We start from the raw sequence: 24193 nt of genomic DNA on the forward strand, positions 1-24193 counted from the left end.
TCCGTCATACACAGTCATTGACTAACAGAGCCTTTGTTTTTCATACGCCATCTCAAAAATACGGACCACAGGCTCAATCTTCAGCTTCGTCCGCATCGTGTTTTTTACCCAAGTAGATTCCGATCACACCCCATAGGATCGCGATGCCAGCACCGACACAAAGGATCGTTGAAAGGCCCAAGTTAAAGTAACCATCACCTAGCATGGCGATAATCCAAATCCAGAACACATCCCCACCTCGGTAGACGGCTACGTCAATAATAGGCTTGGTCTTGAAGCGGGCTTCACGATCCACTGCCGTGAACAGAATCTCCCGCGCCGGACGAGTGATGGCGTAGTTTCCAGCTCGGCGAACAACCTGAAGCGCCAGAACATAGAGCACCACAGGGTTCACACTCAGGACCAGAATCAGAGCCGCCACCAAGAAAGGAACAAGAGAGAGCGTCACAGGCATACCAAACCTACGCGACAGTCGATTGGTCGCAAAAATACCAATGATGATCGTCAAGCTATTCGTCACCAACTCCACCAGACCGAGCCAAAAGGTCCGTTTCTCCTCAGAAAATTCAGCCAGCACGTTCTTCTGTGTGGAATAGAGAAATGCACTTATACTGGTGAACATGAAAATGAATGCTGCGATTCCCAGCAAACGCTTGTGTGTGATCAGTTCCTGAAAACCTGAAAATGGATTCGGGCTGAGCTCTTGGTTCCCCTCGGCATCACTCCCGTTCCGGTTGAGATAGATGTTTAGTTTCCAGATCAACGGCAGGGTGAGCAATAGTCCTCCACTGGCTACTAACAAAGTGTTTGCCACACTCATACTCTGCGCGAGAAGCACGACGAGTAGAGGTCCGCAGATGGCACCGGCGCTGGCACCGGTGTTGATGAACCCGAAGATCCGTTTGCTCTCCTCTTTCGAATATTGCTGTGAAATGAAACTCCAGAAAACAGAGATATGGAACAGACTGAACACACTACTCCAAACGTAGAAAATCTTACCCAGCAGAGTCACCTCCGCACCTGATTTGTAGGCCACATACAGCCCCGTGAAACTCATCGCAAAGAACACGAAAACCCCAGGCACGAGCACGCGCAGTGCTATCTTGGAAGCAAAAACATTATAGATGGAAACCGCGATGGTGGATACGATGAAGGTCAGCGTCCACTGTTCAGCGAGAGTAACATCACCCCAATCACTGGGAAGAGCATCACGCACTGGCTTGATGATCATGTAAGACGCCATCAAGATAAAGATGAAGAGAAACGCCGTCAGCGCTGCCTTAATCTCGGATGGCTTGATCTGAGTAGAGCGGGAAAAAAAAGCGGTTAGAGGATGCATTAAATCTGATTAGATAAGGTGAACAATGAAATCGTCATGTTAGCAAGGAAGGCGGCTAGCATGGTCACAGCGTAGACCACTGTGGTTTTTGGGAGTCACCCCTTCTTTACTCACGTGGTGGACTACTTCCTTACAATTATCAGCGAATACCTCTGGAGCCATAAACTGTGCACCCAAATTAGAGAGCAGGAGCGAGGGAATACGATAATCTGTTTTCATATTGATGTGGTGACCGGATAGATACGGCAGTCAGCTGTTTTATTATTCCCCAATGTTGAGAGTGAAGTGCTAATCGCGAAGAAGTGCCTAGATCTTATTTGTTAGCACCCCTTACTTGAAGCATGAATGAAATAATAAAGACGCTGCCCAGAGCAATCTATCAATACCGCCATTGTAAACCATAGCCTGTATCCACTAGCACCTATGCATTATCCACATTAGAGACGCCACCATCGATGACCATTGCCTCACAATCTTCTTCGACCCTTCTGCGGAAAAACGAAACCTACAATCACCGGACCCGTTACACATTCGGCTGCATCAATTAAGAACCGATCGAAGGCAATATTACTCAGTGTCCTGTCGCTGGAAGCCAACCACAATCCCGCTACCTCCACTGTGGGGGCCGAGAAAACGCTCGCGCCACACCGTGTCAGGAAATGTGAAGGATGCTCTGCGGCGTTTCAATTTTCGAATGATGAAGATCAGTGCTGCAACTCCAATAATCATCAAGATCCCCGCGGCGATCGCCAGCAATTTGAGTTTTTTGATTTTTTGAGTCTTCCCGACAATCATTTTGTCTCTGGCCTCCACATTCCGCTCCGTTTTACGAAGGTTTGCGGCGTAGACGTATCTCAAATCATCCGCACACTCGGTGCATGCCGCTAACGCCCGCTCTTTGGGGGTGTTTTCGCGTTTCGCTCGTTTCAGAGCGTCCGCCAAGGCTTTCTCAATGGTCGGTTGTGGGATTTCAACTCCGCTGCCGGCCACGTGTACTCCTGCTGCATCGGCGGGCACGATCATCACCACACACCAAACAGGGGCTCTGGACCAAACGGCACCAACCTGCTGGGCGAAGGCCTGGGTCCCTTGAGGAGGTGTGTCTTTCAAGATGACCAGATAGGTATCCACCTGCTGTTCAATAAATCGACGACTAAGCTCCTCTTGAATTTTTTCACGTTCTTCTCCATTCAACCAACGCGCTTGGTCAAGCACATGGTTGATGGGTCGGGGCGGAACTACGAAAGGCTCTGACGCGCGGGCTATGGCGTCCTTCTCATCCACCTGAGCCGTGACGACAGATCCAGTGAGCATCAGAGCCGCATACATGAACACATTGAGCCAACGCACGATCGATGATAGACCGCTGATAGAGTTCATGCCTGTGGCCAAAGTCGTCATTTCAGTTTGATCGTGTTCCGGACTTTATCAGAGGCCTGCCAGAGCAGTTCCTCAGCACCATTGATGTAGCCCAACAAAGCCTCTCGATAATCACCCGTTTGTAACTGAGGTGCTATATCGGTGAGCAGCTTTTCCCACCCGCTGTCTTCCATGAAAGCCTCGATCGCGTATCCAGGAGTGACGGCTACCAGCCCCCTCCTCACGTCCACCAATAGGAGGATACTCCATGCCCTCTCCTCTTCGGTCTGTCCATGTTGTAATCGGCAGGCATTCATCATCCAGAAACCAAATTCCGGCAAATTGACATCGTCCTCTAAATTCACCATGCAGAAGTACATGCCCAGCTGTGGGAATCTGCGCACTAACTGATCTGAAGCTGCGATGACATCTGCCCGGATCGCCTCATCGGTAACATTGGCGTGATCCATGAAGCGATCTAACACAGGCGGCGTGTATGGGAACTGCCTCACTGTGGCATGGGCGTCAAAGCCACAACGCGGGCATTGCTCTGCCTGTTCTTTGAACCGCTGAAGACAAGACGGGCACACCACCATCGCGCGGTAGAAAATCCGAGCGGGGTAACGTTTGCGTTTGGTTCGGGATTCAGGCACGGCTGAGCAATTAACAGGGGGTGCGCTGGACTAACTATTTATTTGTTAGGATCAGCTGGAGCATCAGGCTCGTTTTTTTCCTCGGGTGCGGCCTCGGGGATGTCGGCAGCTTCAATCGCTTTCTTGAGTTCGGCTGGTGGTTCGACCGGAGCCTCGGGCTTCTTTTCCTCCTTTGGCTGCTTTGGTTTCGCTGCAGTCTTTTTCTTAGCCGTTTTCTTGGCTGCTGGTTTTTCCAACTCCTTGGCTGCGTGCAGTGTGCCATCAGAGAACAGGAGAACAAAGCCCTCGTTGATGAGCCAGTGCAGATCGTGATACCAGAGATGGCGGGTATCGTCGTCGATATCCTTGGGGAGAAGTTCTTTCCACATGGCATCGATGTTTCCACTTGGATTGGCTATCACCCATTTAAAGAGTGCGGTGGGACGATCAGCCATGACCAAGTCATCAGGCACGTGTTTTGGCCGGGCCGGACCACAGTGGAGACGTTTCTTCCATTTGAAGACAGCCAAGTGACGGCCACTCATCTGACGACAGAGAATGGAAGCCAGATCGCCAGGGTAACGACGAGCTTCCGTGACTGTGTTTTTCTGAAGTGTTAGGAGAGCCGGGCTGATCAACTTAGCAGGTATGTTTCCAGGGCTGGAAATCGTCGTTCCGCTCTCGAACTCCTTTTCAAAACCATTGGCAATGAAATGCTGTTCCACCTCACGGCGATTATCTAGAATGACCACGGTTTCCTCAATGACTGGGGCTGGTGCCTCTTCTGTCTTGGGAGCCTCAGTCGCGTCATCTGAGCTTGCTTCCGCAGGGGCTTCGGTCTCTTTTTTAGAGTCATCAGAACTGGGAGTTTCGCTCTTGGGACGCCAGCGCACGTGTTTTTTCATGCTTTCCAACCACGCCTCAACTGCCTCCTCGCCATGCTCCATGGTGATCTTCTGTTTATAGCGATCCAAGGGCATGTTTGAAAATCGCTCACGGTGAAGATCCAGTAGCGTTTGCTGGTAGGCGTGATGGTTGGGTGGTCCGATCAAGGTTCCGCTGAATCCACAGCGGGCTACTGACTGAAAATTACCCTTGGGAGGCTCCACCTCGGTGACTTCCTCATCGTAGTATTTTTCCAATCCCCCATGGTTCCAAAAATGATCGAGACATTCCTTCTGATAGAGCCAGACCGAATGATCGCTGCGACTCCGGTAAATGGGATCTTTCTTGCTCTCAAAGATGACATGGAATCTCTCCAATCCGCCTAGCACAAGCCACGCGAGATCAAAGACGGAGTGAGTTCTACCTGTCGCAGAAATTTGTTTAGCTAATGCATCCAAGCCTTCTTCGATCGGCATGATTCGGGCTTTGAAACCGTCCGGTGCGGGAACCAGTGGTGGCCGATCTCGATGATCGCGACGGTCTCTGCCACGACCGCCATCGCGTGAATCGCGACCACGGTTGTCATTGCGCCTAGGCCGCCCCCCCTCTCGTTGACCAGCCCCTCGATGGTCGTCACGACGTCCACCTTGTTTGTGACCGGATGACCGTGTATCTTTATTCCCAGAGTCTCTTCTCTTAGATGATGCCTCTCTGCCTTTTTTAGGTTGGTCTTTACGCGCCCACGCAGGTCCAAAATTCAGCGAGCTAAGATCCGGCAGCTGCTCTGCCGCTTTCTTAGCTGACTTCTTTTTCGTGGTTTTCTTGGCAGCGCCAGCGTCTCCAGTCACTTCAGGTTTTGGGGACTCGGCGTCGGAAGATGATTCATTGTCACTCATAGGCGTTGATACTGTGGCACGATCCGCTAACTAACGGAAGCATTCAAATACACAAGATCGATGGTTTTTTCCACAGCATTTTCATGGATAGCCAGCACCTGCCTGGCGGCATCGACGGTAGATTTTCTCACATTGGAATCGTGCAGGAGGAGGTTCACGGTTTCCCCCAAGTCCTCAGCAGATTCTAACATCCGCACGCTACCTTTCTCACGAAGCGTAGTCATGAGGGGTTCGAAGTTACCCATGTTAGGGCCACAAACGACGGGAACTCCGGCGACGATAGCTTCCGCAGGATTCTGACCGCCTTCGCCTAGCCAGCTCTTTCCTATCACCACAACATCGGCGTGCGCTGTCCAGTCGCGCAGTTCGCCTGTTGTGTCTGCCACCAGACAAGCCTTCTCAGGTTTATTCGGCTTACCTCCGTTACTGCGTAGAACAGCCTCGTAACCGATCGATTTTAAATCTGAGACTACTGCCGATCTGCGTTCAGCGTGACGCGGGACTACAACCAACAGGGTATCCACCTCGGAGTTTTTCAATGCCTCCCCGATTAGTTTTTCTTCACCAGCGTGTGTGCTGGCGGCAAGCACTACCGGCCGACCTTCGCCAAACTCGTCCAGTGCCAACTGAAATTCAGCCCGTCTGCGAGGTGGTTTTCCTCCCGAAGGGTCGAATTTGATGCTGCCTGTGACGTGGATTTTCTGAGCATCGATACCCAGCTTTTTGAAGCGCTCAGCATCGTCCTGATTCTGGACGGCAAATATGCTTACCATCTCGAATAAAGGTCGGACCAAGCCTGCTACCTTATGGAATCGGGCTTCTGACCGTTTAGAAAGACGAGCATTGACGATGGCCACTGGGATCGACTGTTTTCTAGCTACATTCAATAAATTCGGCCAAGCCTCAGCCTCGATAAGGATGATCTGACGAGGTGAAAACCTCCGGAATACAGAGCGAATGATAAGTCCAAAATCCAAGGGACTGTAGATTACTCTCACGCGGTCTGGCGCCTTTTCTTTGGCCACGGCATGCCCTGTGGAAGTGGTCGCTGCTAACACGACTTTTTCATCAGGGTGTTTAACCAGCCAAGACTCGATCAACTTCAGAGCGATGAGCACTTCTCCAACACTAACAGCATGGATGTAAACTGTCTTTCTTGGTTCACAATCAATGCGTGCCTTGAACTTGCCAAAACGTTCTAACAGACCAGTGCCATATCCACCCCTTTTCCACATCTTCACCAGCCACGCAGGAAAGGCTACGATGAAAAATACCGGCAGCAGGCAGTTGTAGATAGTGAGAACTTGGTTCCGAGACATGATGAGAAGTCAGGTGGAGAATACGTTAGGACTGACGTTGGTAAAACAGAATTCCACAGCTGCCGTATTTGCGCTGATCGATAAGTTTCCAGCCATTGATATCGGAGCGTTTGTTCCGGGGAGGATCTTCCAGAATTAGCAGAGAGTCCTCCTTCATGAGGTCGGGTAGCTTTTCGTTCATCAATAGCTGCTCGATAAAATCCGTGCCGCCTGCGCCCTTATAATAGGGCGGATCAGCGAAAATAAGATTATATTTCCCTGCGGCACCTTGGAGAAAACGAAACACATCTTGGTGAATGACCTTGCCGTTCTCGAGTCCGAGTGACTTGAGATTTTTTCTCATGACGGCCAGTGATTCTCGGCTATCATCCACCATCTCACAACTGGCTGCACCTCGGCTCAAACACTCTAGGCCCATAGCGCCTGAGCCGGCAAAAAGATCGAGCACTCGGGCCTCTGAAACGTAAGTTCCCAGAATGGAGAACAGCGCTTCACGCAATCGGTCGGTACTGGGACGGGCCACCGAGTCAGGCACGCTTATGCTTCGACTGCCTGCCGTTCCACTAATGATTCTCATCGGATTTTTTTCTGAGTAGTTCTTCGTTAGGCAGAGGCTTGATATCCACGCCTTCTTCTTTCATTTCCACACGCACAAAATGCATGGTAGCAGCAATGGTCTGCCATAACGGCCATTCCTCATGATTGCTGCCGAGGTCCATCACAGGTTCCATCAGGCTTCCATGAACATGGATGTCCCTGAACTGTCGATCAGGAGTGTCCAGATACTCCCACCAAGGATCCCACGAATTGGAGATATGAGCTCCCATCAAGGCCTTGTGAATCTGCCCTCCGACTTCCGGGGAAACCACTAAGCGAGTGACCGCTGCGACACCATCCCTCATGGAAACAGATCCGTTTCCGAGCACTGAAATGTCCTCCCCTATCGCCCGAGCAGAACTCCACTGAAGAACGCCATGCTGGAAAACAACAGGGACTGCGATATCGTCAAACTTGATGGTATTGTGCCCGTGCAGCTCCTGCACGGTGACCTTTTCGGCAAAGAATATTGCTGAGGACCTCCATGTCATTGGACTCGAGATGGCACCTACCGCCCTGATACGACCTGCCATTTTCTCAGCATTTAAATCGATCGCAAACTGCTCAAGACCATGAAAATCTTCCAAGCCCTGAGGATCGATCACCAAGTCGAATAGAAAAGGCACATCGCGAACCATGGCAAGCTGGGCCACGAACCTTAATTCCAATCCTGCTAGATTAACCGTCTGCTCTTCAATTTCCAGATAGGGTCTTTTCCAGGCGATGGCTTGCTCGATATCGTGGATCCTTTCGATACCGGGGATCTTGATTTCACCCAATCTGATCATGCCCTCTGCATCTTCTCCTAACAATGGGATATCCAAATCGATCCCCTCGGCTTCCATCACCTCGATATCCTTGGATAAAGAAACAACCTTCAGGCTGGCGTTGGTGACTCGAAGTCGCATGGCAAGACCTGCGGGAGGCCGCACCACTTCCGGCTTAGCGACCTCTGGTTTCGCTGCCGGTGCAGGCGCAGGATTTATTGGCTGAGATGATTTCGGTGAGGCGGTAATCTCAGGGTTTGGCGAAGGGTTTACGGATGGGGAAACCGGTCCGACTTGAGCTTCGGTAGCTGGGGCCGGAGGAGGCTCCGTTAGCTGACCAGCACTTGAAGCCATAGCGGCCAACATTTCCACCGTCACGGTCAGGCTGGGGGCATCGACCGAGATCTCGCGAAAGCGTGCTCGTCCACGAATTAGCTGGCTCCAGTATGGTTGAACATGAATCTGCTCAACTTCTAACAAGGGTTGATCTATTTGAGCCCGTAACTGCTCAGGCTGCAGCATAGTCGCACCATTCACGGTAAATCCATTCCAAGGAGACCAAGTCATTCCATGCACTTCCCAGTCCATACCGGTACGCGCTTTCAACTTGGCCGCAGCCAAATCTTTTCCCCATGATGTATTCAACCACAGGTTAGAGCCACCGAAGGCTAAAAGCGGAACCAGCAGTAACCACAGCACCACTTTAATCAAGCGGCGGGGGCGACGCGATGACGAACGCCCGGCATCTCGCTGCGAGGGCGCATTCATGAATTACTTGGCCGGTGGCGTGAAACGGATCACCAAGCTCTTGTCAGCAAGACGGTGACCGGATGTGCTTTCCTGGAGTCGGTAGATGAGAACGCAGTGCTTGGCGTCTTTGAACATACCGATCGCCAGATTTTCCTTAGTCGAAATGAACTCGCTGTTGTTTTCGTAGCGCCATTCATGTCCTTTCCAGGCCCCAAGAATACTACGTTCTTCGGCATCGATATCCTCAATACGTTTCAGTTCACCATTGGGTGATTTAAAAACGTCCGTGGCAGGGTCATAGCGAAGCAGTGAGACTTGCATACCGACACCGCTGACGCGGATCATCCACTCTCCGGGCTTTGGCTCCTCGAGCCTGATGACCACTTGTTGCACCGCCTTGAACTGGCGCTGGTCCCATAGTTTCAGATAATCAGCATATTCCTCTTTGGTCAGCCCGAGGTTTTCGTGGAATGGAAGCGGAACACCAGGCTTGGCATTTTTGGCAAACTCCTTGTGCCATTCGGTATGGTTCTTGGCCGCGGCTTGCACCTTGGCGATGTACTTGTTGATCTCCTTGGGCGGAACGATGGCTCCGACCTCACCTTTCACTGCTTTATCGACGGCCAGATAAGGAGCTAACAGTGGTGGGGTCTTGGATGCCGCGCTAGCTGAAGAAACAGACAGCCCGTAGCCTACCAGCAGAAGGGATAGTTTGAGTGTCTTGGATATCATTGAAAATTTCATCACTTGAGTAGGGGAAATTGAGATAGTTGCGAGTGGTTGAACACCAACTGAGATGGTGCGCACGTTAGCGATCTTAGCAGCAAGTGCAAGTGTCAATCGATCCAGCTCACCATGCCACATACGACGAAGGCACTTAGGAATTATTCACTTTTCTTGTTGATTCTCTCCCTTGCTGCCCTTGACCACAGCTCGTAAAGCCATGCCTGCGCCAGCAGCGACCATACAGAGAATCATCAGCAGGTGCGTCGTTTTCATATCGAGCACAAATCGGATCCGGCTGAGTATTTCGATGGCGATCACCGCCAAGCCTAGACCCGTAAGCCACCAGGCCCATTTTTTTCCAGCATCAAAAAACAACACCCCGACACCGAGTAAAAACGGAATGAATACGATCCCCATCGAAGTGGTTTCCATGCCATGACGACCGCGACCCACCATTCCGGAAACCCAGCCAAAGTGGCCTGACTGGACTCGGACAGAATCGAGAAACAAATACATGCCCAGAGCCATCAACACCAGACCTCCGCCTAGCAGAAATATGCCGGATCCTCCTTCACTGCCTCCAGGTTTCATGCGCTTGGTTCTATCAGGGCTGCATGAGATTGCAATGCCACATCATGGCCGGGACAACCGAAATTCCAGATTCAGAAGCCTACTCCCGCTCGATGCGGAAGATGTGTTCGCCTGGTTTATAATAGTTCAAGCGATCGCGGGCAATGAGTTCAAGATACGCCGGATCTTCCTCAATGGCACGGAGTTCACGCTCTTTGGCATCCTTGTTCTCAATCACTGATAGCTCCACACCCTGCACTTCAGCCAGGTCTTGGCGGAGTTTCTCCAACTTCCGGTGATGCGGTAGAGCCGCAACAAGAAACGCGCAGCAGCCAGTGAGCAGCAATCCACAGAGAGCGAGACGCACACCGGCATTCATACGCTCCGTGCGGGCACGCATCTTGTTGTAGCCGCCTTCACGCTGCTGCCTTCGGTTATAGTTGCGTTTGTTTCGAGCCATTGGAGCACGGCGGAATCCTGTCCGGTGCGGTTACAATATATGAAATATCAATAAATCGGAAGTAAAAACCTACCTTCCTAGTAAAGATCATGTTTGAATTTTTGATAATAGTCACACCACACCAAGCGTTTCCGAAAAAAACTGGATGAACCTTCGAATCAGACAAGCCTTCTTACCAAAATCACCATCTCAGCTATAGTTCGTCTTTTCATGCACTTACTGCGTAAATTCACACCACACACCTCTTTTCATGCTCCGAATTCATCTCCATTATGAATCTGGTTGCAGGAAAAGAAATCCAACAAGCATCACCCATCTAACCAACAAATATAATGAAAATCCAAACCATACTAGCGACGATCGCTACTGGCGCTATTACAACCTTGGCATCACAAGCTGCCATCACTTTTAACATTACTAACATTGACACCAGCAACACAGCAGGTGCCAGTGCAGCAGCTGGTGGATCAGCGGCGGTGTCCATTAGCCCCGCTAGTTTTGATGGCTCTGCCACTGGACAATATACAATCTCAGTCACTGGGCTTGATGTAGATGGTGTCGGTGGAACGGATGACAGCCTTTCACTATTAGTTAACGTGACACCAGCGGGCGGCACAATCAGAGATTCTGCAGGCGACCTTGGCGTGAATGGTGCTGGAGCAGGAAGAATTAGCGGTACTGGTGAAACCCTCACTTTTTCATTCGTAAGCGGCTCGACAGTCCTCGGCTCCCCTGCTCCAAACACTGTCGGGACATTTGTATTTGAGGGCTTCAATGCTGTTCAGCTTTCACAAATGACTGCTGATGATGACACATCGACTACGGGAGATGTTGGATTTTACCAACTGGGCGCTGGACCCCAAACAAACATCACCGACGACGCAAACACGACTTTCGCCAATAGCACGGATGACCTGACTGTCGGCTATATTTCTGGCTATGATGGAACAAACCAAGGTAACGATGGTTTCTTCATCAACGACATTCAATTGCGTGTAACAGCTGACTTCGCGGTAGTTCCTGAGCCCAGCTCTGCAGCCCTTCTTGGCCTCGGCGGTCTAGCTCTTGTCCTGCGCCGTCGCAAATAAAACGGATAGCATTCAAATCAAACTTTCAAATCGGCGGCGCCCAATAATCAGGCCCGCCGATTTTTTTTGTGTTTCTAGACACACAACGGAACACTCAAGTGCCCCTCCAGTATCTCCGCCATAAAGTGCGTGTTTTCATGGACTTGTAATTAAAATCAACACCTTCGCACACTTTCCATGATCCCGTCTCATGTCCAGTATGAGGTTTGTTACAAGTAAAACCTCATCTCTATCTGTCAGATACCGACCCAAAAAAATATGAAAAGCTCAATTCTAACATTTACGATCAGCGCAGCCTCAGCGCTTTCAGCACAAGCAGCTGTCACGCTAACTGATTCAGGTAACTTTGCCAATAATGACTATGGCTCTCTAGCTGCTACCACTGCAACCCTCAACGTTGGTGATTTTATCGTTGTCGCTCACGCAAACAACAAGCGAGACAATGGAACTAACACCATCACCTCAGCCTCTTCCGGTGCAGGAGCAAGTTTAATAACAAGCGCAACCGGCGGCGATTCAGGTGGAGGAAATGGTGCATGGGTCTTTGTATACGAAGTCACAACTTCAGGAACACAGACTATTACTCTGAGTTCCTCTGGTAGTGCTTCAAATGCTCAATCCACAACCTACTATGCGTTAGCTGCTGGAGCTGGAGAAACACTCGCCATTTCAGGTACAGCTTTCGGCACAGCGGGATCAGCCGCTACATCATTGGACCTGGTTCTTGGTGCTGATGTTGGAGCTTACGGCTTTGCTGCATCAAGTGCAGATAGCACCGGCACGGGTTCTCCTGGTTGGACAAGAAACAACAACAGTGGTAGCGGTAAGCGCGAAATCTATTCAATCAATGGGCTCACGAGCGGAACCTCCACATTCGGAGCAAATACCCCCGCGTCTAATTTCGCTATCGCAGGTGTCGCCGTCACATCAATCACCGCAGTTCCAGAACCATCTTCAACCGCGTTGCTCGGTCTCGGAGGACTTTCCCTCGTCCTGCGTCGACGAAAGTAAGCATCAGTATAGAGCTGACTATTCACAGATTAGTTTAACAAGTCGGCGAGGTCAGCCCATGACCTCGCCGATTTTTACTTATCAAAGCCAGGGCGATCAACTTCCAGGCCCACAGAGTTGTTTAATATCTTGTTCAAATATTATCCGATCAGAATGAAAGGGAAGCCATACACGCTCACTAGTGCTCTTTGGAAGCACGTCTGAGCTACAGGAGTTAGGATTACTATTTCTGTGAACCTTAGGGATCGAATTCTCGATCAAAACGCTTCGCCGCTTGGGGGTCGCCAGCACCTCAATCTGCGTCAAAAAAATCGGCAAAGCAGGAAATTCCTACCTCGCCGATGATGTTAAATTGACTATTCGACTGGAATTATTTCCGTCGGCGTAAGATCAGAGCAAGCCCTCCGAGGCCGAGAAGCGCTGTAGATGACGGCTCTGGAATAGGCACTGCAGCCACGACCAATCCGGCAATAACAGCATCGTCTTCAGTTGCAAGAGTATGCTCGGATGTCCAAGTAGCGCCGTTAACCAAAAGACTGTCGGCCGTGAGACGCTTGTCACCCCCGTTTTGTCTCTCAGTGTAATCAGCATCAGCCGTAAGAACACCAGACTGTGTGGTTACGGCCTCTATCGCGATGGCGTCACCAGCGCTAATGCTCGAACCAAAATTGTAGGTTAAACCCATGGACGATACCGGGTCACCAGAATCAGTCCCACTGTCAAGTAATTCAAGTCGTTCACCAGCATCAGCACGGAGGATATATAAAGAACTATTGGCAGTTAGGCTATTATTACTGGCTGTCACCTGATAATCCCACGTCCCCCCGGTAGTCACCTCGACAGCGAAGACGTATGAGGCATGTACTTCTTCCGCACTGATGGTCGTTAGAGTTCCGTTAGTCACACCTGACCCTTCCAAGATTAACTGATTGGCTGCAAAGTTTTTATTGGCCGCAGTGGCAATGACAACAACATCTCCAGTGTTTACCGTGATCCCTGAATATAGGGTGTGTCCAGTATTACTATCATCGTTCTGATTCGTTGGCGCACCTCCGACAATAGAAATAGCAGCCTGTGCCGAGAGGGTGAATAGTGGGATCGAGGTTGTGACGAGGATTGTTGGCAGGTGGTTTTTCATGTGCTTGTAGTTTTTTAATTTCATGCGCGTGGCTTACTCCCGGCTCATCGCCTATAGTTTGGTATTCATGCTCTGGCGGGGAAAACCACTTGTGTAGTCATTGACTATTATTCGATCAGTACAATGCATCGTGAATATCTGCTCAAGAGAACTACGTTCTGAAAATACACACCTGACTTGTTATTTTGCGCACTGCGGAAAACAACATCTTGAACCGAAACTCTCCTCGCCATTCAAGAATGATCATCAAAACTCTTCGCCACTTGAGGCCTGCCCAAGACCACGAAGGTAAAAACACCTAACACCGTTCCCAGCGGCATGTTCAGACAATTGATTCCGGACACTACCATACAGAGCGTGCGTGACTCACGGCGTACGATTCTACGAGCGACGACAAAGTTCATCACCGCCAAGGCCCAACCTGACAGAATAATCAAAGAGGCTATTCCAACAAAGATGCCCCCCATCATCTGCATCATTTGCTTTTCATGGGCAGGTACACTTGATCCGCCAAAACCTCCAGTCATCATGGCGGCTCCCATGAACAGATGAATGATAGGAAAACAAGCAAACAGCGCTGTGATACCGGCCAAGATATAGTGACCGATCGAGAGCATCCTTAGATGTTCGGTATCCTGGTCACTGACCACATACTGAGGAAGCCCTGCAGGAGGTTGCGGCGGAAGGTTAGGTGGCTGAATTTGCCCAGGCGAAGAGGGTGACTCTGGAGGCGTGACCAAATGAGAAGGATCATCCATAACAACATTCTAGCCTAACACACTGGGAAACGAAAGCGTGCATCTTTAACTTTCACCATTTCAAATCGGCCGACTATTTCCCCTTATGTGAATATTCAGCCTGAATTAGAGTTCACCCTTGCACCAGCAAGGCGATTCCCCATAGAGTCCATTGCGCGGCTCAGTCCCCCTTTTCGCTGCGACCATTTCTTTTCACCTCATGTCCGCTGATACTCATTTCCCCGCAGCCAATGCTCTTACAGCCCGGCTTTACGAAACGCTGAAACGCCACCCGAAACGGATTGTCTTTGCCGATGGTGAGGACATTCGGGTTATTCGTGTGGCCGCACGCATGGTGGCCATGGAAATCGCCGTTCCCATTCTCATCGGGAATCGCGAGCGCATCCACAAAATGGCCAAGGACGCCGGTCTGGCGATGACCTTCGTAAATGTCATTGATCCCGCCAAGTCTTCCGACCTTTCGCTATTCTGTGAGCGGCTCAAAAAAGTCGCACGCTACCGGGGAAAAGAAATCGCTGATCCATGTGAAATTGTTTCCCGCCCTCACAACTTCGCGGCGATGATGGTGCAGTATGGTCATGCCGATGGCATGGTAGCCGGTAATCAATCGATGCCAGCGACCGTGTTCCGTGCGGCAATGACCATGATCAAGCCGATCAAGGACGTGCCGAAAGTTTTCGGAGCTATGATTATGGTGGCTCCACATTTGCAAAATTTCGGTCGCGACGGTGTTCTCTTCATGGCCGACTGTGGTGTCATCCCTGATCCGAATGTGAAACAGCTGGCATCCATCGCCGTCGAGACTGGCAAACTGGCTCGCCACTTCCTAGGTCGCCGCCCCCGCATCGCGATGCTCAGTCACTCCACTCACGGCAGCGCCGGCACAGAGTCAGCCAAGAAGGTGCTCGCAGCCACAGAGCTGGCACGCCAAAAAATTCACGACGAGTATCTGGAAATCGACATCGACGGTGAAATCCAGGCGGATGCCGCCCTCGATAGCACCGCTGCCGAAATCAAGATCAAAGACAGCCGCGCACAGGACCCCGCCGACGTACTCGTTTTTCCAAACCTTGATGCCGGACACATCTCGCTGAAATTGCTACAACACGTCGGAGGTGCACAGAACTACGGTCAACTGATCATGGGACTCTCTCGCCCCTCCGCTCAGGTGCCTCGAACCGTATCGGAAGAAACCTTGCTTGGCACCGCCGCCATCGTTGGCGCTGAGGCCATCAAGTTCCACGAGTTTTATCTCGCCAAGGAGCGTTAGAATTTAACGCCGAGGGGCTAACAATTTCGTCAGCGCAGCGGGATCACCCACCGGAGGCTGGCAGGTCTGACCTTCGCAGTAGTATGCGGCCGATTTGCCTTCGATCTCTTTTAGCCCCCGAGAAAAATCATCTACTGCACCAGTGTTACCCATCACGATGAGTCGGGGTGAGTAAATTCGATAGCGAGAGGTTAGAAAATCCTCTTTATTTTCATCCCCTGCGATCACCAGTCTTGCGTGTTTCCCCAGATCACTGTCAGCGACGCAGAGCATCCAGGCGAGTGTGTGTGGGGATTGCTGCATGTTTTGAGCATTAGACGCCAGCGTCTTGGTAACCACTTCTCGAAAGTCTTTGCGTCCGGTAATTTCGGCTAAAGCCAGAAATTGCATCGCCCCCACAGACGAAGCCGTAGGAACGGCGGCATCGAAATCATCCTTGAGCCGGAGCACCAGATCATCGCGCTTCGTTCCTATATAAAACCCACCGTCTTTTTCATCATAGAAAAGCTTTCTAGCGCCCTCCGCCAATACTACTGCAAACTCGAGATACTCAGGTTTCAAGGTCGTCTGATAGAGCGACAGTGATCCGGCGATCATTTGTAAATAACTCGACGCTTGCTGAGTGGAGTCACGCTCACCATCCCTCCAGCGATGGTAAAGGGTTTTCCCGTCCCACAACTTTGACTTCACAAACGCATGGGCTTTGCTCGCGGCTTCGAGATACCGAGGTTCAGCCAAAACGCGACCGGCACGAGCCAGAGACTGAATCATCATGCCATTCCAGTCCGCCAATATTTTATCATCCGTAGCGGCTGGCTTTCTCTCCAAACGAGCTGATTTCATTTTATTGATTGCTGACTCAAGAGTCTTCGATTCACTTGCTGTTAGCTTCCACTTGGGATCAGCGACATACAGCACATTCTGATTTGGCAATGGAGCAGGGTCACTGTGATCGAGAAAATTGCCTTTCTCAGTCACACCGAACCAACGCACCGCCAATTTCAACTCATCAGCTTCTAACACCCCCTTCATCTGCGCCATCGTCCAACAGGCAAATTTCCCCTCCTTCCCCTCACTCTGAGCATCTTGTGCGCAGTAGAATCCTCCTTGGGCGTCTTGCATTTCCCGCAACACATAATCTGAGAGATCCTTGGCCACCTTACGGAAACGACGATCCCCCGTCACCAGCCAGACATCGAGATAAAGATCCAACAGCTGCGCCTGATCATAGAGCATCTTTTCGAAATGCGGCACCAGCCACACACCATCGACCGCATATCGGTGAAAGCCACCACTAAGCTGATCATGGATTCCTCCCTCCATCATCTTCTCACAGGTAAGCACCACCACCTTGAGCGCGTCCTCATTCCCAGTGCGCTGCCACTGCCGCAATAAGAACCTCAGGTGTGAGACTTGAGGAAATTTAGGCCCCTGTCCCCAGCCGCCATTTTTCATATCAGCCTCTTTGATCAATGTCGCGGCTGCCAGATCGAGATCCTTTATCCCCATCGCGCCCTTCTCTACCTCGGCCTCCAGTAATGTCCTGCTCATGCTCGCATGAATATCGTTAGCACTTTTGACTACTTCAGGGCCTTTTTCATTCCACGTCTTTACCAGACCATTGAGCACCCGCTTGAACCCCGGTCTTCCATGCTTGTCTTCAGGTGGAAAATACGTGCCTCCGGCAAATGGCTTAAGGTCAGGAGTCAAAAACATATTCAGTGGCCAGCCACCGCCCTCATCATACATCGCTTCATAGGCAGTCATATATACCTTGTCGACATCCGGTCGTTCTTCCCGGTCGACCTTGATCGCCACAAAGTTCTTGCTCAGCAGTTCTGCTATTTCTTTATTTTCAAAACTCTCACGCTCCATCACATGGCACCAATGGCATGTGGAATACCCGATGCTCAGGAGGATGGGTTTGTTCTCCTTGCGCGCCTTGGCAAAAGCCTCCTCACCCCACGGATACCAATCGACCGGATTTCTAACATGCTGGATCAAATACGGCGACTTTTCGCCTGCCAGATGATTAGGTTTGCTTGGAGCTCTGTTAGATTCCGCGTTCGCTGGATCAGCAGGACTCTGGTTTGACGCAGTCATGATCGTCAGAATGATAGCTGTAGCAATTCGCATGATCGAATCCTAATCCCCTCCACCATTTCCACAAGAGATCATCAAGGACTAATTCGGGAGTTCTTGCGGGCTACAAGGAATCGTCTAACAGGCACATGCAAACCGCACAATGTAGCAAAAACTACGGACATGATGATCATTCTAGGTCACTTACGTAAATTTTTTTCGCGACCAGCTATTCAAAAATTGCCCGGTTTGCGATGAGATCAGACAGTCCACTTTCCTTAAAATAGGGCTTTAAACCACCGTTTGTATGCACAACTTAATTATAATACTGTGTATAATTTCATTATTTCCATTGTTTAGGTGTGCGTTTTATCTTGTTTAACGTGTGTTTTTTATAATTATTGCCCCGTCGCCCCAAACGACGCAAATAAACACCCAACCACCCCTCCAAACATGAAAACAAAAACACTACTTATCGCTGCGTTCTCGATGGCCGCTACAGCCCTTTGCCAGGCTTTCACCATCGATTTCAATGCTCTCGTTGTCCCTGTTGGCACTACCATCACCTCATCGACACCACTAACCATCAATGTGGATGGCTACGGTCCTGTCCGATTTGAAGTCGGTGGAACAGACGTTGTTCAGGTCGGCACTACTCATTCCAACGATCCTGGCACTTCCATCGTCAACTCACTTGAAATGGACGGCGGTGACACTGTCGTCGTTACATTCCTCGGACCTGAAGCTCTGAATGTCGATTTCGACATCGCAGGCATCAACCCAAGTGAAGAAGCTGTTCAGATCACCCAGAGTGCTCTGAGAACTTATGAGTTCCAGGTCAACACCATCGCAAACGAAGGTTCAAACGGAGCCGGTATCGCAGCTGTCAGCTGGACCAGCGTTCCTGAGCCTAGCAGCGCTGTGCTCGGAGCCATTGGTGCTTGTGCGATTCTACTAAGACGCCGTCGTTAGTATTAACGATGCAAACTCTCGTCTGAACCGCAGATTCAGGGAGAAAGCACATCAGTTTCATTACCTCGCTGATCGCTTGCGGTCAGCGGGTTTTTTATTTCTGCCTTGATCCGTCTCAGGACGACAGATGTTTCAGGAGATGGATTTTTTGCTTTCAGGATCACGGAATAAATCTAATCTCTAAGGCATGAAAAAACTTCTGCTCCTCCTATTTCTAATCCCAGCGTCGTTGCTGGCTAGCGGCAAGAAAACTCCACCAGCAGCCGTCTCATTCCACATGGAAGGATCGGCGGCAGAAGCTCCTAAGTTTGCCCGGAAGGTAAACACCCTCGCTGGCGAAAGATACTTCAGAAAAGTGCCTGAAATCAGCTCCAAGGACATCGTCGCCTTTAGCCCGTTTCCAGCCTCAGACGATCGTACCTACGGCATTGTGTTCAAGCTGAATCCACAGGCAAGCCGCAGACTGCAGGCCGCCACCACCATGAACACTGACAAACTGCTTCTGGCTCTCGTCAATGGCCAGGCACTGGGTGTGGTCCGCATCGATAAACCCGTCACCGATGGCTTACTGGTGATCTGGAGCGGAGTGCAATTGAAGGAAATTAAACTCTACGACCAAATCGCTCCACGCATCGGCGAAGACCAGAAAGCGTGGAAGAAGCGCCTCAAGGAAGAGAAAAAGAAAAAGTAATGATTCCGGTGATCCGACGCATCCTTAGCCTTACTCTTCTCCTCTCATCCGCTCTCGCCAACACGGTAGGGGCTGAGCCCGCCAATGTGGTGTTACCCACAGTAAACGACCATATCTTCCGAGGCGAGAGCGAGAAGTTCTACATGTATGTGCACCGCAATTTTGAGGGCAAGGCATCGAAGGCGTGGACAGCTGGCAAATATGGTTTCGTGCGAAACCTCAAGCGCACCGAGGATGGCGTCATCGGCACGAAATTTCATGAGGGTATCGATATCAAGCCGATCAAACGCAATCGTTCTAACAGCCCGATGGACGAGGTTAAATCCATCGCAAGTGGCGTAGTCGCCTACACCAACAACACCGCTGGCCGCAGCAACTACGGAAAGTATCTCGTCATCGAGCACAGCTGGGACAGCGGTCCGTTATTCAGTTTATACGCCCACTTGGCAGAGATCGACGTCAAGGTCGGCGAGCGAGTCACCCAAGGGCAAAAAATCGCTTTGATGGGATACACCGGAAGCGGCATTAATCGTGAGCGCTCCCATCTTCATCTAGAGCTGAACATCTTGTTATCGACACAATTCGAGACGTGGCACAACAAGCATTTCAATAGCAAAAACTACCATGGCAATCATAACGGCATCAACATGGCGGGCTTGGATATTGCCGGATTTTACATTGCTCAGAACCGCGACAAATCACTGACCATTCCGCGTTTCATCAAATCAAGAAAGGTCTACTACAAGATCACAGTGCCTAGGCATGGGCCACTGGAGGTAGCCACCCGATATCCATGGTTACTCAAAGGCGATAGCAAAACACGCAGCCCGTCATGGGAAATTGCGTTCACCGCTTCTGGATTTCCTGTTTCCATATCACCAAGCATGCGGAAAGTTTCGGCCCCCAGAGTGACCTCCGTGCGGAAATGCTTATCGAAACACGAGTATCACACCAAAGGCTTCATCAGCGGCACGGGATACCGTGCCAGCCTAAGCACGAGCGGCAATCGCTTCATCGAGCTGATTACTGGCACGATGAAACAGCAGCCCCAATAGCACCCAGACTATTTCTGGCGAAAGCGGCGCAATTCATCCGCCGCTTGATAAGCTATTTCCAAGGCCTGTCCCGCATTCAGACGCGGATCACATTGGGTATCATAGCAATGGTGTAAATCCTCATCACTGATCTCATAAGCTCCTCCGGTGCACTCGGTGACATATCGCCCCGTCATTTCCAGATGTAATCCTCCAGGATATGTGCCGGCATTTCGATGCGCATCAAAGAAGGCGATAACTTCTTCCATGATCCGGTCAAAATTCCGTGTCTTGTATCCGCTGGCTGCAGTCTCGGTGTTGCCATGCATGGGATCACAGACCCAGATGACTTTGCGACCAGCGTCACTAACAGCTTTCAATAGAGCGGGTAGAACCTCTTTGGTTTTTGCGGCTCCCATTCTGCAGATAAAGATCAATTTCCCGCTTTCGTTATCGGGGTTCAGTTGAGTGGAAATTCTCAGGCAGTCATCAGCGGTGGCCGTCGGGCCGATCTTCACGCCTACGGGGTTTTCCACCCCACGCATCAGTTCGAGATGGGCGCTGTCCTCTTGTCGAGTCCGCTCCCCTACCCACAGACAGTGGGCAGACAAATCATACCAAGCTCCATCGACCTGACGGGTCATGACTTGCTCATATTCTAACAGAAGCGCTTCATGTGAGGTGTAGAGAGCCGTTCCCTGCAAACTGGAAAAGGCCTCCATCGGCACACCGCAGGCATTCATAAAATCGAGCGCCTGGTGAATCCGATCGGTCATCGCGCCATATCGCTCGGCAAGTTTGGTGCCGTTCACCGATTCCAGATTCCACTCACGGATGTTTCGCAAACTAGCGAAACCACCTGTTGCCATGGCCCGCAGTAAATTGATGCTGGTCACCGACTGCTGATAGGCACGAAGCATTCTTTGGGGATCGGGAACCCGACTGGACTCGTCAAAATCAATCCCATTGATGATGTCTCCCAAGTAACTCGGCAGACTCTCACCGTTCCTTGTTTCCACAGGGGATGATCTCGGCTTGGCGAACTGACCAGCCACACGGCCCATTTTCACTACTGGGCATGAACCGGCATAAGTTAGGGTCACAGCCATTTGTAAAATGACCTTTACGGTGTCCTGTAAGTTCTGTTGGGAAAATTCAGCGAAGCTCTCCGCGCAATCCCCGCCTTGAAGCAGGAAACCCTCCCCCCTCTCCACTTTTGCCAGATCTTTTCGCAGAGACTGAATTTCCTCGGCAAAGACGAGCGGCGGAAGTTCCTCAAGTTGTGAAGTGACCTCGCGTAATGCAACGGCATCGGGATACACTGGCTGGTGCAGAGCCGACTTCGCTCTCCACGATTCTAATTTCCAATCAGACATATCAAGGTATTTGATGCTGGGCTTTCATCGTGCCTCTCCAGCGTTTCTTGAAGTTGGCATTCACTCCGGAGAGCATAGTGGCAGCACGCTTTGCCTTGTCTTCGAGCCCTGCTAACCAAGCGTAACACACAGCCTGTTCGGTTCTCAGCTGTCCCTCCAGTGTTCCGAGGGTTTGCTTGAAAGCTTTCTGATGAATGGTTAGCACGCTGTCCGGATTAAGCTCACCCCATGGAACGAACACTTCACCACCTTCGCCCTTCAGCTGCAGACCACCGGGTTTAGAGCTTACGATTTGTGTGTATTTTTTCCCATCGACGCCTTCGACATCCATGCTCACACCAGCTTCAGGAATAACCTCTTCGAGCCCGCCTAGAAATGCGCTGGCTGAATCGGTTAGATAAACCCACGCATCCTTTTCTTCCACTTGATGGTCAGGAATACTCACATCCTGAAGCAGCTCTGAAGCTTGGGCATATTTTGCCTCAGCCACTAACTCTCTGAACTTAGGCATAACCTTACCGTATTCTGGAGCTTTGTTTTTCTCGTTACCAGCGAGCTCAGCCTGCTTTCGTAAATCACGGATCCGGAACAGTAAACGTATCTGCCACACACGGATATGGAAGCGAGCCCTCCCTCGTGTTTGTAGTTCGCTCAAAGCATCTTTCAGCTCATCCAAACTTTCACGCGCCTCATCAACAGTGGCTGGCTCTGATAGGTTAGACAACGGCTTGAGCCTATTGTAGTCCGCAAGATATCGTTTTGAAATTTCCCGGTAAACATTGAGTGGGCTCTCTGGCGGGAGATTCATTTTCTCGATTTGACTAAACATGGGTGCGGCAACCTCCCACGCTCCTATTTCCCAGTTTTTCAATGCCACGGCCATTAAATGAACCACTGACATACTCTCTGTTCCCACCTTAGGATCTCTGATGATGCCCGGTGATGCAAGCTGGCTCACCAGGGCTCCCATATCGCTCGTGTTAGATACCTGACGACGATCGAGATGTTCACGAAGTTTGCCTATCGAGGATGTGGCATCTCCGGAATTACCGCCTAACCAAGTGGCGACTACAGCTTCGACTCCTGCCCACGATGCGGCCGGCTCGTGAACGTCCTTATCGTTCATCAGCTTCACAAAGACCTCTTTGGCTTCGTCATATTTTTTCTCTCTGAGTAGAGCATGGGACCTACGGAACATCCTGCCAATTTTGGCCGCCACTTCGGGGGTATAATCGTCGTTAGAGTCCACACCATCCTGAGTTGCGTCTCCATTTCCTACCACAGGATCAGACCCGTTAACCTCATCAGGACCAGCCCCGTTAGAATTGTTTTTATTTTGGAGGAAAACAAATGCAGCACCAGCGATTAGAGCCAAAGCAACAGCCCCAGTGATCACTAGGCTAACAATCCCTTTCTTAGATCCACTTCGGCGTTGAGCGCGCTGCTGACTGTGGATCGGCTCCGAGGCACCGGCTCCTTGGGTAGCTTGGAATGCTGCGTTCACAGCCTCTTCCATTTCAGTGTAGGACGAGAAACGCTTATCAGGATTCAGCTGCATTGCTTTATCCACCAAATAACAAGTCTCAGGCTTCAGCCATGGCGCTACCTTGGCAAGAGGTTGAATCGACTCCTTCGCTTTTCGTACTGCGCGAGTGGACTTGGATTCATCTGAAATCGGAGGCCTGCCGGAAAACGCATGGTAAAGCGTGGCACCGAGCGCGTAGATATCGCTGCGGAAATCTTCCTCCAAACCATCGAGTGCCTCCGGCGGAACATAATACGGTGTCGCCCAAACTTCATCGGCCTTCGCCTTTCCACCTTGGGTCACAAGGGCCAAACCAAAATCCACAATCTTAGCGTGGCCATTGGCATCAAACAAGATATTGCCCGGCTTGACGTCTCGGTGAATCAATCCGGCGTCATTGGCTGCGTGCAGACCTGAAACAATCTCCGAAGCAATCGGAAGCAGTTCATCCTCTTTAATAGCGCCCTCGTTTGCGATCCGTTGTTCCAAGTTCACGCCGGGGACCATTTCCATCGCGATGAAGTAAACCCCATAGGTGCGTCCCACAGTGAAGACCCTAACAATATGCGGATGGCTGATCGCAGCAGTGATCAAGGCCTCATGCTCGAACTGCTGCATGCGCACTTCATCTTGAGAGTATTCTTCGTTGAGAACTTTGATTGCGACCTCGCGCTGCAGAGTCGTATCTCGAGCGGCAAACACCATGCTCATACCTCCGACCGCGTGTCGGCTGGTCAGTAGATAATGTCCAAGCTCACACTTCACCCGAGTATGGTGGCCACAGTCCGGACAAACGACATTGGTGTAAGGACCCAATGCGGATATATCCATCTTACAACCGCAGGAACTGCAGTGCGCGATCTCTAGTTCTGTGCCTTCTTCCATAATGCGGAATTAAACTAACCAGCCACTTTCATTTTGAAAACTATAAAGCCTCCAGAATTACTC

Annotated in this window: 21 protein-coding genes; 6 read left to right on the forward strand and 15 right to left on the reverse strand. The window is 50.8% G+C overall.

Translation table 11 applies throughout. The features are described 5' to 3' along the window. Positions 1–73: 73 nt before the first annotated feature. From ACSPJT_RS04245 to ACSPJT_RS04290, 10 genes are all read right to left on the reverse strand, one after another. Entirely contained in the window at positions 74–1339 is a 1266-nt protein-coding gene (locus ACSPJT_RS04245; RefSeq protein ID WP_435895126.1) for an NTP/NDP exchange transporter, read from the reverse strand. A 567-nt stretch (positions 1340–1906) separates the two neighbouring features. Continuing rightward, a complete protein-coding gene (locus ACSPJT_RS04250) occupies positions 1907–2719 on the reverse strand; it encodes a hypothetical protein (protein ID WP_435895127.1) in 813 nt (270 codons plus the stop codon). Between the two features lie 17 nt (positions 2720–2736). Beyond that, the gene (locus ACSPJT_RS04255) at positions 2737–3351 is read right to left on the reverse strand and encodes a TPM domain-containing protein (protein ID WP_435895128.1); all 615 of its coding nucleotides are present in this window, start codon (positions 3349–3351) and stop codon (positions 2737–2739) included. Positions 3352–3389: 38 nt separating this feature from the next. Beyond that, the gene (locus ACSPJT_RS04260) at positions 3390–5111 is read right to left on the reverse strand and encodes a hypothetical protein (protein WP_435895129.1); all 1722 of its coding nucleotides are present in this window, start codon (positions 5109–5111) and stop codon (positions 3390–3392) included. Positions 5112–5137: 26 nt separating this feature from the next. Then, positions 5138–6430, reverse strand: coding sequence for a 3-deoxy-D-manno-octulosonic acid transferase (locus ACSPJT_RS04265; RefSeq protein WP_435895130.1), 1293 nt, complete (start codon positions 6428–6430; stop codon positions 5138–5140). Positions 6431–6455: 25 nt separating this feature from the next. Beyond that, on the reverse strand, positions 6456–7007 hold the full coding sequence (gene rsmD / locus ACSPJT_RS04270) for a 16S rRNA (guanine(966)-N(2))-methyltransferase RsmD (protein WP_435895131.1): 552 nt from the start codon (positions 7005–7007) through the stop codon (positions 6456–6458). Next, entirely contained in the window at positions 6994–8562 is a 1569-nt protein-coding gene (locus ACSPJT_RS04275; RefSeq protein WP_435895132.1) for a hypothetical protein, read from the reverse strand. Before ACSPJT_RS04275 ends, rsmD begins: the two co-directional genes overlap by 14 nt. Before the next feature lie 3 nt (positions 8563–8565). Further along, positions 8566–9276 carry a hypothetical protein gene (locus ACSPJT_RS04280; protein ID WP_435895133.1) on the reverse strand — a complete coding sequence of 237 codons (711 nt, stop codon included), beginning with the start codon at positions 9274–9276 and terminating at the stop codon, positions 8566–8568. Between the two features lie 156 nt (positions 9277–9432). Continuing rightward, positions 9433–9861 (reverse strand): hypothetical protein, encoded by a 429-nt coding sequence (locus tag ACSPJT_RS04285; protein WP_435895134.1) that lies wholly within the window; start codon positions 9859–9861, stop codon positions 9433–9435. Positions 9862–9940: 79 nt separating this feature from the next. Beyond that, positions 9941–10300, reverse strand: coding sequence for an FtsB family cell division protein (locus ACSPJT_RS04290; RefSeq protein WP_435895135.1), 360 nt, complete (start codon positions 10298–10300; stop codon positions 9941–9943). A gap of 332 nt (positions 10301–10632) precedes the next feature. Here ACSPJT_RS04290 and ACSPJT_RS04295 point away from each other — a divergent pair, with 332 nt between their 5' ends. Next, the gene (locus tag ACSPJT_RS04295; RefSeq protein ID WP_435895136.1) at positions 10633–11388 is read left to right on the forward strand and encodes a PEP-CTERM sorting domain-containing protein; all 756 of its coding nucleotides are present in this window, start codon (positions 10633–10635) and stop codon (positions 11386–11388) included. A gap of 258 nt (positions 11389–11646) precedes the next feature. Beyond that, positions 11647–12399 (forward strand): PEP-CTERM sorting domain-containing protein, encoded by a 753-nt coding sequence (locus ACSPJT_RS04300; protein WP_435895137.1) that lies wholly within the window; start codon positions 11647–11649, stop codon positions 12397–12399. Positions 12400–12769: 370 nt separating this feature from the next. Here the strand turns inward: ACSPJT_RS04300 and ACSPJT_RS04305 are convergent, their stop codons facing one another. Both ACSPJT_RS04305 and ACSPJT_RS04310 read right to left on the reverse strand, forming a co-directional pair. Then, positions 12770–13537 (reverse strand): PEP-CTERM sorting domain-containing protein, encoded by a 768-nt coding sequence (locus ACSPJT_RS04305; RefSeq protein WP_435895138.1) that lies wholly within the window; start codon positions 13535–13537, stop codon positions 12770–12772. A gap of 233 nt (positions 13538–13770) precedes the next feature. Beyond that, positions 13771–14295: a hypothetical protein gene (locus tag ACSPJT_RS04310; RefSeq protein ID WP_435895139.1), complete on the reverse strand. Its 525-nt coding sequence runs from the start codon at positions 14293–14295 to the stop codon at positions 13771–13773. A gap of 199 nt (positions 14296–14494) precedes the next feature. Between ACSPJT_RS04310 and ACSPJT_RS04315 the strand changes: the two genes are divergently transcribed. After that, the gene (locus tag ACSPJT_RS04315; protein ID WP_435895140.1) at positions 14495–15565 is read left to right on the forward strand and encodes a phosphate acyltransferase; all 1071 of its coding nucleotides are present in this window, start codon (positions 14495–14497) and stop codon (positions 15563–15565) included. Positions 15566–15568: 3 nt separating this feature from the next. Here the strand turns inward: ACSPJT_RS04315 and ACSPJT_RS04320 are convergent, their stop codons facing one another. Next, on the reverse strand, positions 15569–17668 hold the full coding sequence (locus tag ACSPJT_RS04320) for a thioredoxin domain-containing protein (protein ID WP_435895141.1): 2100 nt from the start codon (positions 17666–17668) through the stop codon (positions 15569–15571). A 432-nt stretch (positions 17669–18100) separates the two neighbouring features. Here ACSPJT_RS04320 and ACSPJT_RS04325 point away from each other — a divergent pair, with 432 nt between their 5' ends. The 3 genes from ACSPJT_RS04325 to ACSPJT_RS04335 all read left to right on the forward strand — a co-directional run bounded on the left by ACSPJT_RS04325 (position 18101) and on the right by ACSPJT_RS04335 (position 20365). Further along, complete coding sequence (locus ACSPJT_RS04325) at positions 18101–18619, forward strand: PEP-CTERM sorting domain-containing protein (protein WP_435895142.1); 519 nt, start codon at positions 18101–18103, stop codon at positions 18617–18619. A gap of 187 nt (positions 18620–18806) precedes the next feature. Beyond that, positions 18807–19310: a hypothetical protein gene (locus ACSPJT_RS04330; RefSeq protein WP_435895143.1), complete on the forward strand. Its 504-nt coding sequence runs from the start codon at positions 18807–18809 to the stop codon at positions 19308–19310. Positions 19311–19318: 8 nt separating this feature from the next. Continuing rightward, positions 19319–20365 (forward strand): M23 family metallopeptidase, encoded by a 1047-nt coding sequence (locus ACSPJT_RS04335; protein WP_435895144.1) that lies wholly within the window; start codon positions 19319–19321, stop codon positions 20363–20365. Between the two features lie 8 nt (positions 20366–20373). Here ACSPJT_RS04335 and ACSPJT_RS04340 read toward each other — a convergent pair whose 3' ends face one another. Both ACSPJT_RS04340 and ACSPJT_RS04345 read right to left on the reverse strand, forming a co-directional pair. After that, a complete protein-coding gene (locus ACSPJT_RS04340) occupies positions 20374–21720 on the reverse strand; it encodes a class II 3-deoxy-7-phosphoheptulonate synthase (protein WP_435895145.1) in 1347 nt (448 codons plus the stop codon). Between the two features lies 1 nt (position 21721). Then, positions 21722–24130, reverse strand: coding sequence for a protein kinase domain-containing protein (locus tag ACSPJT_RS04345; protein WP_435895146.1), 2409 nt, complete (start codon positions 24128–24130; stop codon positions 21722–21724). Between the last annotated feature and the right edge of the window lie 63 nt (positions 24131–24193).

This window comes from Oceaniferula spumae (assembly GCF_042849255.1).
GTDB classification, from domain to species: Bacteria; Verrucomicrobiota; Verrucomicrobiia; order Verrucomicrobiales; family Akkermansiaceae; genus Oceaniferula; species Oceaniferula spumae.